The organism is Paenibacillus sp. FSL R7-0652 (assembly GCF_038595045.1).
In the GTDB taxonomy this organism is placed as follows: Bacteria; Bacillota; Bacilli; order Paenibacillales; family Paenibacillaceae; genus Paenibacillus.
This window is the reverse complement of the sequence record NZ_CP152001.1, coordinates 6080072-6092585: the sequence shown is the minus strand read 5'-3', so window position 1 is coordinate 6092585 and position 12514 is coordinate 6080072. Positions and strand designations below refer to the sequence as shown.

Annotated in this window: 8 protein-coding genes; 6 read left to right on the top strand and 2 right to left on the bottom strand. The window is 48.1% G+C overall.

Annotated features, from left to right (window positions below; all coding sequences use genetic code 11):
• The first annotated feature begins 337 nt into the window (after positions 1-337).
• The 5 genes from MKY97_RS26585 (at position 338) to MKY97_RS26565 (ending at position 7993) form a co-directional block, all read left to right on the top strand.
• Complete coding sequence (locus MKY97_RS26585) at positions 338-1699, top strand: FAD-dependent oxidoreductase (protein WP_342553141.1); 1362 nt, start codon at positions 338-340, stop codon at positions 1697-1699.
• A 342-nt stretch (positions 1700-2041) separates the two neighbouring features.
• Positions 2042-2899, top strand: coding sequence for a formate/nitrite transporter family protein (locus MKY97_RS26580; protein ID WP_342553140.1), 858 nt, complete (start codon positions 2042-2044; stop codon positions 2897-2899).
• Positions 2900-3348: 449 nt separating this feature from the next.
• Positions 3349-5412, top strand: a complete 2064-nt coding sequence (locus tag MKY97_RS26575) for a molybdopterin oxidoreductase family protein (RefSeq protein ID WP_342553139.1) — start codon at positions 3349-3351, stop codon at positions 5410-5412.
• Between the two features lie 218 nt (positions 5413-5630).
• Positions 5631-6854 (top strand): MFS transporter, encoded by a 1224-nt coding sequence (locus tag MKY97_RS26570; RefSeq protein WP_342556462.1) that lies wholly within the window; start codon positions 5631-5633, stop codon positions 6852-6854.
• Between the two features lie 221 nt (positions 6855-7075).
• On the top strand, positions 7076-7993 hold the full coding sequence (locus tag MKY97_RS26565; protein ID WP_342553138.1) for an SAM-dependent methyltransferase: 918 nt from the start codon (positions 7076-7078) through the stop codon (positions 7991-7993).
• 133 nt (positions 7994-8126) lie between these two features.
• Here MKY97_RS26565 and MKY97_RS26560 read toward each other — a convergent pair whose 3' ends face one another.
• Together MKY97_RS26560 and MKY97_RS26555 are read right to left on the bottom strand one after the other, a co-directional pair.
• On the bottom strand, positions 8127-9122 hold the full coding sequence (locus MKY97_RS26560) for an ABC transporter substrate-binding protein (protein WP_342553137.1): 996 nt from the start codon (positions 9120-9122) through the stop codon (positions 8127-8129).
• 103 nt (positions 9123-9225) lie between these two features.
• A complete protein-coding gene (locus MKY97_RS26555) occupies positions 9226-10878 on the bottom strand; it encodes an AraC family transcriptional regulator (RefSeq protein WP_342553136.1) in 1653 nt (550 codons plus the stop codon).
• A 574-nt stretch (positions 10879-11452) separates the two neighbouring features.
• Between MKY97_RS26555 and MKY97_RS26550 the strand changes: the two genes are divergently transcribed.
• Positions 11453-12463 (top strand): LacI family DNA-binding transcriptional regulator, encoded by a 1011-nt coding sequence (locus MKY97_RS26550; protein WP_342553135.1) that lies wholly within the window; start codon positions 11453-11455, stop codon positions 12461-12463.
• Positions 12464-12514 lie beyond the last annotated feature (51 nt).

Sequence of the window (12514 nt, the reverse complement as noted above, 5' to 3'; positions counted from 1 at the left end):
TTAGTAGAACGTCTCGGCTCGGTGTGATCTGATGATCCAGGTTTTCGGTAATGGAATTGAACTATTTGGAGGGCATAAGCAAAATGTAATTCGGGGAAAATGAAGTTAGTGAGAACATAGGAAAGAAGTGATTGTAGGCGGAGGCAGGGGGGCCTTCTTTTTCTGAAAAAATAAATTATTTTGCTTAATCTATTGCAATGTGAAAAAGATCACATTATAATGGGTATATAAAGTGAAATAAATCACATACACCTCATCGGTCTAATAGTGAAATATTTCACAACGTTAATGAAACTTATTATTCATTTATTTTATATACTCCAAGGAGGAACTACTCATGAAAATCGCAGTCATCGGATGTACACACGCAGGAACGGCAGCTATCGTAAATACCGCTAAATTATACCCGGATGCCACCATTACCGTATATGAACGCAATGACAACATTTCATTCCTCTCCTGCGGGATTGCGCTCTATGTTGGGGGCGTGGTGAAAGATCCTGACGGCCTGTTCTATTCTTCGCCGAATCAGTTGGCGGACCTTGGTGTTGAAACCAAGATGCTCCATGAAGTGACAGCAGTTGATGCCAAAGGTCACACCTTACGGGCTAAAAACCTGCAAACTGGGGAAGAATTTGAAGATACGTTTGACAAACTAATTGTGACTACAGGTTCATGGCCTGTCGTTCCGAAGCTGGAAGGCATCGAGATGGACAACATCCTACTCTGCAAAAACTACAATCACTCCAACACCATTATTGAAAGAGCGAAGGATGCCAAACGCGTAACGGTTGTCGGCGCTGGTTACATCGGCGTTGAACTGGTGGAAGCCTTCCAGATGAACGGCAAAGAAGTGACTCTTATTGATAGCGTGGATCGTATTTTGAATAAATACCTTGACCCTGAATTTACAGATGCCATCGAAGATACATTGACTGGAAAAGGAATTAAATTGGCTCTTGGGCAGACGGTACAGAAGTTTACGGGCGAGAATGGTAAAGTCACCAAAGTCATCACATCCAAAGGGGAATTCGAGACTGATCTGGTCATTCTCTGCATCGGGTTCCGCCCGAATACGGAGCTGCTCAAAGGTCAGGTGGATATGCTTCCAAACGGCGCGATCATCGTGGACAAATATATGCAGACCAGCCAGGAAGATGTCTTTGCCGCGGGCGACAGCTGCGCGATTCACTACAATCCTACCGGCAAAGCGGCTTACATTCCACTGGCAACAAACGCCGTGCGGATGGGTACACTCGTAGCGCGAAACCTGGTTCGTCCAACGACACCTTACATGGGAACACAGGGTACATCGGGCATCAAAATTTACGAGCAAAATATTGCAGGAACCGGCATGACCGAAATGTCTGCCGCCGAAGAAGGACTCGTGGTAGAATCGGTTGTTCTGGAAGACAGCTATCGTCCGGAGTTTATGCCAACCGCCGAGAAACTGCTGCTGAAAATTGTATACGAGCAGGCCACTCGCCGGATTGTTGGTGCACAGGTTATGTCCCAGGTCGATCTGACACAGTCGATCAATACGATCTCGGTCTGCATTCAGAATAACATGACAGTGGATGAGCTGGCTTTTATCGACTTCTTCTTCCAGCCGCACTATAACAAACCGTGGAACTTCTTGAACACTGCAGGTCTGCAAGCTCTGCCTCCAGTAGAAGTTAAAGCACCAGCCCTGGTCTAAGTTGATGGCATAATCGACAGCTTAAGTTAAAAGCAGATTAAGCGCAAGAAACTAGACAGAATCCGGGTACATCATACAATAAAGAGAAGGAAGGACGGCGATCATATCGTCAGTCTTCCTTTTTTTTCGTCTGTGCCAACTATGTCAGTTTGCTGTTTACTTATTTATTTGTTTATCTTGATCCTCCGGATTTTGAAGAGAGGCATTGGAAAATGGGATCATCTTCTTGGATCACTTTGTGATTATTTGCACAAAGTTTTCCGGGAGGTCGATATACAATGAATTCATGGATAGATTTGCTTGGCATACGAACGGATAGAAGATAAAAGGAGAGGATGACATATGGCGGCCAAAACACCTCTGGAGGTTGCACAATATACGGTACAGTCCGGTGTGAAAAAAGCACAAAACCCTATTTCCTCCGTGCTGATTCTCGGTTTTCTGGCAGGAGCTTTCATTGCGCTTGGTTTCCTGCTGGATATTCGCGTGATTGCGTCTGCACCAGCGGAGTGGGGAAGCATTGCGACATTCATCGGAGCGGCTGTGTTCCCGGTGGGACTGATTCTGGTTTTGATCGGTGGTGGGGAACTGCTGACAGGCAATATGATGGCTGTGCCGCTTGCTGCAATCACACGTAAAATTTCACCAGCCAGCATGTTGAAAAACCTGCTGCTTGTGACATTGGGCAACCTGCTGGGCGCACTGTTTGTCGCTTTTTTCTTTGGTCATGTGCTGGGCTTGACGGCTGATGGTGCATATTTGACCAAGGTGGTTGATATGGCGGGACACAAGCTGCATGACAGCTTTTTGCAAGCATTTATCTCCGGGATCGGCTGTAACTGGCTCGTGGCCCTTGCGGTCTGGCTGTCATATGCTGCCGATACGATGAGCGGTAAAATTCTGGGCATTTGGTTTCCAACGATGGCGTTTGTGGCCATCGGCTTTCAGCACGTTGTGGCGAACATGTTTCTCATTCCGGCAGCGATCTTTGAGGGTCATTATTCCTGGGGGCAGTATGTTATGAATTTTATTCCGGTCTGGTTGGGTAATCTGACAGGCGGCGCTTTGTTTGTAGCGGCTGCTTACTGGATGGTGTACTTACGGAAGGCTGAGCCGGCAGCGAAGCCGGAAGCCGTTGTTCCTGTTCCGGCACCTCCCGTGGAAGCAGAAGGCAGAGTAATGTGGGGCAAACAGGCGTAACGGATCATATAAGAGATTTATCAATGAGAGTTAAAGCTTAGTAGAAACGAAGATGATACACCCTGCCGTTTCACGATAGTTCGTCGTGGCGTTGGAGATGCAGTCATCTTTTTTTTTTTGCACAAAATTAAATTCGCCATGACAAGGTTCGGGGGAACGAAACCTGAGCATGGCGAATTTCGGGAGTGGTCCATGATATGGCATGAGGAGGAAGTGGGGAAACACCAACCTAATGCCTTGTTTTTAATTTACCCCTGGATTCAGAGAATGAATCAAAGGGGTAAAAATTTTTTTTGAAAAGTTGGAATATATCATGGAATATAGATTGGTGCAGCAGCAGCCTGCCCGGCAATCATGAAGATTTAACCGATTCACTCTTGTTCTCTTTACGTTTCAGCCTCAGACGGGATATGATATAGGGATAGCTGTTGAATGAGGAGGGCCAGAAGATGATCGATCAGGAGAATGGTGTATTTCCAGCGGTATGCCCGCTCGATTGTCCAGACACATGCGGTCTGCTGTTACATAAAGAGAATGGTAAAATTGTTAAGGTAACCGGTAATCCGGACCATCCGATCACAAAGGGTGCGATCTGTAATAAAGTTCGAAATATGACGGAGCGGGTGTATCATCCCGAACGTCTTCAATATCCGATGAAACGAGTCGGAGCCAAAGGTGAAGGCAGGTTCGAGCGCATAAGCTGGGACGAAGCAATTCAGGAAATTACGGGAAAGTTTAAAGATTTGTCTGATACGTATGGACCTGAGAGTATTCTGCCGTACAGTTTCTATGGAAATATGGGTGTGCTTGGTGTGGATGGCATGGATCGGCGTTTCTTTAATGCGCTGGGGGCAAGTGTGCTGGAGCAGACGATCTGTAATGCTGCAGGCAACACCGGCTGGAAATATACGATGGGCGCCAATCACGGAACGCTGCCGGAGGATACGGAGCATGCTGATTTGATCGTGGTCTGGGGCGGTAACATCGTCAGTACCAATATGCATCAGGTGGTACTGGCGGAGAAGGCTCGTAAAAAGGGTGCCAAAATCGTTGTCATTGACGTTCACCGCAACCGGACAGCACAATGGGCAGATTGGTTCATTCCAATCTATCCGGGCACAGACAGTGCGCTGGCACTGGGTTTGATGCATGTGCTCTTTGAGCAGGGACTAACGAATGAAGAATTTATGCAAAAATATACCATAGGACATGAAGCGCTGCGCGAGCATGTACGCAGCTGTACACCGGAACGCACGGCACGTATTACAGGCGTGCCGGAAGAAACCATTGTGGAGCTGGCCCGGCTCTATGGGGCTGCTCATGCCGCTCATATTCACATTGGCAATGGCCTGCAGCACCATGACAACGGGGGCATGAACGTACGCAGCATCGCCTGCCTGCCTGCGATTACAGGGCAGTGGCTCAAGCGCGGCGGGGGTGCGGTACGTACGAACAGCTATGCAAGTACGAACAGTGATGCGCTGGAGCGGCCTGACCTAAGGCAGCATGCCGAGCCGCGGGTTGTGAACATGAACCGGATTGGCGAAGCGCTGCTGGAAGCGGAGCAGCCGATCCGGGCCATGCTGGTTTACTGCAGCAATCCACTGGTTGTGGCACCAGATACGGAACGAGTGGAGCGAGGTTTTGCACGAGAGGACCTGTTCACGGTGGTTCATGATCTGTTCATGACCGATACAGCGAAGTATGCCGATATTGTGCTGCCGGCGGCGTCTTCTTTTGAAGCGACCGATCTGTACATCTCCTATTGGCATCAGTATGTGCAGCTGCAGGAGCCGGTCATTGCACCGATTGGAGAGAGCAAAAGCAATGTGGAGCTGTTCTCGCTGCTCGGACAAGCGATGGGGTTTGATGCAGACATCTTCGGTGAACAGCCGGAGCAGATGATTGATAGCGCACTGCAGGGCACAGAAAATCCGTATATGAACGGAGTTACGCTGGACAGGCTGAAGCAGCATCGCTTTGTGAAGCTGGATATGTCAGCACACGCCTCTTTCCTCGACCATCTGCCTACACCATCAGGCAGAATTGAATTATATTCCGAGCAGATGCAGCAGAAGGGGCTTCCGCCGCTGCCAACCTATGCTGCACTGGTTGAAGGATACGACGGCGAGAATCCGGCAGGGCCGAACGATGCATATCCGCTGATGTTTGTATCCCCGCCGAATCACAATTTCTTGAACTCCAGCTTTGGCAATTCGGCCAAACATCAACGTCTGGAAAAGATGCCTATACTGCAGATTCATCCGGAGGACGCGGCTCGCCGCGAAGTACAGGATGGCGATGCGGTTGTAGTATGGAATGAGCGCGGACGCATCGAATTAACGGCCAAGGTGACAGATGCAATGCTTCCGGGTACGGTAATCAGTCAAGGACTATGGTGGGATGGCGATGGCAAAAAGCAGCGCTCCAACACGCTGACCTCCAACCGGCTGTCGGATATGGGCAATGGCGCAACCTTTTTCTCCGCCACTGTTGAAGTGAAGCGGCAGTGAGTGTGCTTGCGGTCAGATTGTTTTGATGTAATATAGATTGTGTACTGTAAAATATTTCAACTACAGGCTTCCACCGCGGCTGGTCAATGCCAACCGGGTGGGAGCCTTTTGTGCGGAAACAGGCTGGCGGATGCCCGGTTTGGGTGTGTCTGAAAACGCTGATGGAAGCAGATTTCAAGACACGCCTTAGTCAGATGTAAGGAGTTTTGGTGAACATGATGAGATGGCTGCATAACTATCCAAAAGAAGTGAAGGTGTTTTTGCTTGCAAGTCTGGTGAATGCGACGGGCAGTGCCCTGATGTGGCCGCTGACAACGATGTATGTGTTTGATGAGCTTGGGCGCACGATGGCGAACGCGGGTTTTGTCATTTTGATTCAATCCCTGGGCGGTATTTTTGGACAGCTGCTTGGCGGCTCATTGTACCATCGTGTAGGGGTGAAAAAGCTGATTATCGGTTCGCTGGCACTGAATGCAGCTGGATTGTTTGCCCTGCCGTGGATCAGTGCGTACTGGGTTATCTTTATCTGCGCGATGGGCTGGATTGGCCTGTTCAGTTCGTTATCGCTGCCAGCGATACAGGCGTTTATCGGCTTTCGGTTTGCAGAACGTCGCGGAGAACTGTTTAACATTATTTATGTTGCAAACAATATCGGAGTAGCCATTGGTACGGCGCTTAGCGGATTTCTCGCTGATTTTTCATATCACTTGAGTTTTGTATTAAACGGGGTGACCTCAGCAGGCTTTGCTGTATTCTTCTGGTACTATCTGTCCCGGGCCGAACCGGAGCAGGGCGAAGTGCATCTGACGAAACGCAAAACCGTACCCGAAGGTCCGGGCATCTGGTCGCTGCTCAGCAACACCCGACTGTATCTGTTTATGAGCCTTGGTGTGCTGTTCCTCTTGTTTGGCAACTCCATCTGGAATACGGGCGTGTCACCCTATATCATCTCTGAAGGCCTGGAGAAAAGAATGTATGGTCTGCTTTGGACACTTAACGGTGTGCTGATCTTTGTCGGACAGCCGTTCACCAGTTGGGTGAAACGTACGATGGCCCGCACCTCCAGCGCGCAGATGATGGCAAGTGCCGTATTTTACGGTTTGGCTTATATTGTTATGATCACCATATACAGTTATCCGGGCATGGTGCTTGCGATGGTGTTGGCTACCTTTGGAGAGATGTTAATCTCACCTGCAGCGCCGGCTTATATATCGGAGCATGCCGGAAGAGCTGCCCCTTTCTATATAGGTATCTCGGGTGGAATTGGAGCAGTTGGACGTGTTATAGGGCCGTATGTCATGGGGGTTATGTTTGATAAACAAGGTCTCATCCCGGTGGCGTGGCTGGCAGCCGGAATGGCTGTGATTGCTCTGCTTGGATTTGTACTGCATGCTGCGCTGAACCGCAGCCGGGAGATGAAGGAGTATGGCATGGATGCATAGGAATGCGTTCTATACGAATGGACGAAATGGGTGAATTGAACGTAGTGAACCTAATCAACCTGGTCGACTCGAAAAATATAGATTCCAATGATCTCATCTCAAAATGAGATTGACAAAAAAAATTATTTATGCTATAATTTACATATATAAATCTTCCGTATATACTAAGGTTCTCCTGGCCAGGGGGAACCTTATTTTTGTTGATACGGGAGGTACATGTGATGAGCCAGAAGAAGGAATCCAGTATAACGTCTCTGATTTCAGCGTTTGCCCGAGCCTACCATGTAGAGCATGATGAACCAATCATCTTTAATGATTTTGCAGCCCGAAAGCTGATCACTCCAGAGGAGTTTGCAGCTATTGGCGAAAATATGATTCGGGGCATCGATTTCTTCCGCCCGGATGCGGACCAACAGTTCAGGGGTGACCCAGATCAAATATTAAAATGGATCACCCAAGTCCAGCTGTCACCGATCACACTGGCTCGCGCTGCCTATAGTGAACAGGTGATGCTCCAGGAAGCTGAGCTGGGCGCGAAGCAGCTGATTATTCTTGGAGCCGGTATGGACACATTTGCGATTAGACACCCGGAAATGGAGGATACGTTGGATGTATTTGAGGTGGATCTTCCGTCTGCACAGCAGTTAAAGAAAGAGCGTTTGAGGCAGGCAGAGCTGGTTATTCCACGCAATCTTCATTTTGTGCCCATGGACTTTACCCGCGATATGATTCAACCCGATGGTTGGGGCAGCCTATTCGGCAATGTGAAAACCTCGTTTACACTGCTTGGTGTTTCGTACTATTTGTCCAAAGAAGATCTCTTCCGTTTAATTCATCACGCTTTTGCAGCTCTTCCGGCTGGAAGTTCAATCGTGTTTGATTATGCAGATGAACATCTCTTCCAGGAGAAGGGCAGGTATAACCGGGTCGAAAATATGGTCAAAATGGCTGCGATGGGGGGCGAACCGATGCTGTCCTGCTTCACGTATGAGGATATGGAGCATCGGTTGGAGGAAGCAGGGCTTCTCATCTATGAGCACCTATCCCCTCAAGAGCTGCAGGAGAGGTATTTCAGTCAGCGGACAGATGATTTGGCTGCGTTCGAGACGATTCATTTTATACATGCAGTAAAAAAGTAAGATTCGACTATACATTAAAGGGGAAAAACTATATATGAGCCAACAAATGTAATATATGTTGCGGTTCTCTTCATGCTAAAAAACGCCTGGAAAGCTAGCTAGTCTCTCCAGGCGTTTGGCACTCATGATTGCTTTATTTGCGATTCTGGGCAGCACGCTCTACGATCATATCTGCCAATTCTTCAGCCTGACCCTGAATTGCAATCGGGTCAAAGTACCAATACCGATCCTCCTGCAATTCATACACCTGATTGTTTTTTACTGCGGGAAGGGACCTCCAGACGGAATCACCCTGAACATTTTTATTGTTCTCACCAACGGTCAGGAAAATATGATCACCTGCATAATCACCAACAATCTCACGTGAAATCTCTTTCCATTGGGTATCGCCCATCAGCTCTTTTCTGGTACGTTCTAGCGGGGCAAGTTCCAAAGCACGGTAAACTGCTTGTCCTCCTCGACCAAAGTTGTCTCCGTATCCATAATAACTCTTGTCCGATACTTCAAGGATCGAGAAGGTTTCCTCTGGACGGATGACCGCCTTCACCTTGGTGCGAGCGGCTTGTATCCGTTCGTCGTATGTCTTCAGCCAAGCTTCGGCTTCTTCGGATTTGTTCATGAGCTCTCCGAAGCCACGGATCTCATCTGGTACGTTTGTAAATGTACCGTAAGGAATAACTACGGTAGGTGCAATTTTTTGATAATTCTCAATCTCCTGAGCTTGGTTAGAGTAGGTAATAATCAGATCCGGATTCAAGGCAGCAACCTTTTCCATGGATACAGCATTCCGATCACCAATACTTTCTATGCCTGCTACCTGGTCCGAATAGAACGGGTTCTCGAGGTAATGTTGTACAGCACCAACGGGCTTGATACCCAGTACAAGCAGATTACTTACGTACATATCTGTAACAATACGTTGGGGTTCAGCCGGAATTTCAACATCCCCGCTTAAGGACTTGTAGATTCGTTTAGCATCCGAAGGAACCGAACCGGATGACGGATCTGTGTTGGCTTCGGAAGTTCCAGATGTGACTTCTGTTCCCGCTCCGCTACCGCAAGCGGCCAGGATCATAAGCATGGCAAGCATAAGCAGCAAGCCAGAGAATTTGTTTCTAAAAGCATACATGTACTGATTCCTCCCTATGTATAGTCCATAAATAATAATGATTATTATTCTCATTAATAACATAGAGGAAGATGTCTGATTTGTACATGGACAACGATGATCACTAAGGCATGGATAGATGTGATGTGAAATGATGCATTATGTTTTTTAGTTGCTTTACCATGGATAGAGGGTCAAAACCGTAGAACATGTCTGCATCAATTTCGTATACACAACCGTTACGAATGGCCGCAAGGCTGCTCCATGATGTTGAATTCATCTGTAAATGGACGGCTTGTTGTTCTGCAGCTTCCTCAGGATAGGCTGCAAATATGTGATCTGCTGCATACAAATGAATATCGGACAGAGGCACATGGATGTATCCGTTTGGCAGCCGCCCATCCTTGAGCATACGTGTCGGTGGTTGAAATCCAAGAGACTCATACAGAATATGAGAAGCTCTGCCCCAACTATGACCAAAGACGTATGCACCTTGTTCCCCATACAGGAATAAACATACCGCTGAACCGCGATTTTTGCCCATCAGATTGTCCAAGGTCTGATTGGCCTCCTGCACCAACTGGTGATAATGTTGAATGACAGCTTGGGCCCTGGACTCCAGTCCTGTAATTCGACCGATCTGTATAAACTGCTGCTTCCAGTCCAGTTCTTCAAACGGCATCAGAATTGTTGGCGCAATCATTCGCATTTTATCCAGAGCTGGATGAGGTGCGTAGCCGATGATTATGTCGGGATTGGCCTCCGCGATCAACTGCGGATGAGCTAACAGTTCATGCTCCGCATACTGCCTCATCTGCTGTTGTACTTGCTCATCAAGACCGGATTCCATCCAGCTCGCAACAGCTCCTATGTGGGGAATACAGCCCAGTGCCAGCAGGGAAGCCGTGTAGTTGAAGGTCAGAGAGACGATTTTCTTCGGAGTATGCCGGTAATGGGTTGGTGCTGCACCAACGATTTGTTTGAACTTGCGGCTTAGATAGAACGAATCTTTATATCCGGTCAGTCTAGCCACTTCCTGTAATGTAGGACTTCCCAACAGCAGATGTTCTTGAGACATCCTGATCCTTAAACGGGATACATACTCGACAAAGGTAAGGCCGGTATAGCGTTTAAATTCCCGCGAAAAATGTTCTGGGCTGATGTTCGAGGCTTTAGCCAGTTGCTCACGGGTCAACGGATGTGCATACATCTTATGAATATGGCGGAGTACACCATCCAGCCAAGAGTGATCTGGTTGAGAAACAAGAGCGGCTTGCTCCTGCAGCATATCCAGAAGTTGATAGAAAAGAATATGCGGTCTGAACGGATTTGCATTTTGCTCTGTCATGCATACCTGGGCCAGTTCTACTGCCTTGTCAACAATCAAGCGGCTGGATGTTGGAGCTGGGGCACCAAACGGCCAGAAGCGCTGTTGTTGATCGGTAAAATCGAAGGCGATGGCAATGCCCTGGACTGGCGATAGAGTACCTCGATAACAGTCATGCTGCAGCAGGTGGCCTGCCCGGCGAATGAATGCGGAGCCGGGAGTGAGTGTCAGTTTACCATCTGCTCCGATGAGTCTGGCCTGACCTGCGGTTATGACATATAATACATGGAGCTTGCTCCAGGATTTCTCGATATGGGCGAATGCTTCACGGTCATGAAGCTGAACGAGATGTATCAGCTTGAATGGAGCGCCAGGAATAGACTTCATGTATGGTAAGGAAACGAGCGAGGAATCTTCGTTGACTTGATCAGCAGGCTGTTTGTTTTTCATGACGTAACCTTCTCCTTATTATGATTTGGAAGAGCTGTAACACTGCATCGCACTTCTTGTACTGGTCAAATTGATAAATTTGAACTATTATGCAGTATATAATAAACAAAACTTCGTGGACAAACGATCGAAAATTGGACTTATTTCTACGAAAATTAGATAAAATGGTTGAAATCGCTATCACCAGCGACTATAATGATAATGTCGAAACGTTTCAATCTAGTATTTACGGCAGATTGACTGAAGTTTGTGCATCGAGTGATGCAGAGTTCCCATCTAAGAAGGACCGAGTTACGGGCATTGCTCCGTCTTTTCACAAGGAAAAATAAGCCTGAATTATTTTTTTGGAAACACCTCGAAACGTTTCGATTGTGCTGTAACGAGGAAGATGGCGAAGTGCAATTAACAATCTAAGCTAGAAGTGCCATAAGCGGCACGGTATATGCATCATAATGAATGATAACCATGACTGGAGCAGTGAACGGGGCTGCATGGTGTTGGTTTTTATTTAATACATGCTGTCTGATGAGATAATAAGTAATGAATGAGCTAAGCAAGAAGGGGCGAACGAGGAATGGCAACGATCAAGGATGTGGCAAAGCTGGCGGGTGTGGCGCTCTCAACTGCTTCCTATGCACTGAACGGGGACAGCAAAGTTAGTGCGAAGACCAAAGCGAAGGTGCTTGAGGCAGCACGAGAACTGAATTACCGTAAAAACGGCTTTGCCATGGATTTGAAACGGAGTCGGACCAATACCATCGCGCTGATTCTGACAGACCTGTCGGGACCATATTACTCAGAGCTGATTCGCAGTGTGCAGGATGTAGCACTGGCGAACGGGTACGATCTGATTGCCTGCAGCTCAATGGGAGGACGGGATTCAACAGCAGTTCGTTTTTTGCGTGAAAAGAGGGTGGACGGAGCCATTATACTGGCTCACAACATCCATGATGACATTCTGGTTGAGTCCGCCGGATCACGCTTCCCGATTGTTGTCATGGATCGTCAGCTGTCCGGTGATCATCTGGTCAATGTGCTGGTGGATGGCGAGCAGGGCGGATACCTTGCAACCCGCCGTTTGATCAGAGGTGGTCATGAGAACATCGCTTATATCAGCGGTCCATCCAACTCCTATGATAATGCACTGCGTTACCAAGGTTTCCTGCGTGCGATGCGGGAAGCTGGACTTGAAGAGAAGTCGAAGTGGCGTCTGAACGGTAATTTCGTGCGTGAGGGTGGCTTTAATGCAACCAAGATGATGATTATGCAGGGAGAGCTTCCATCAGCCGTATTTTACGGAAACGACGAGATGGCCATTGGAGGGCTGAAAGCATTTGAAGAGAGCGGTATCTCGGTGCCGGGTGACATTTCGGTCATCGGCTTCGATGACATCCAGCTGTCCGAATATGTTCATCCTCCGCTGACAACGATTCGTCAGCCCAAGCACGAGGCTGGATCGCTGGCGGGGCATCTGCTGTTCCAGATGCTGAATGGAGAGAGCGTTAATCCATCCTATACGCTAACGATTGATCTGGTGGAGCGTGGTTCTGTAAGTTCTCTGCATACTGACGAGTCAGGAAAATAACGGTTGATTTCTTTATCGAGCGGCTTGAGCGCGGATCGGCGTATCTGGATA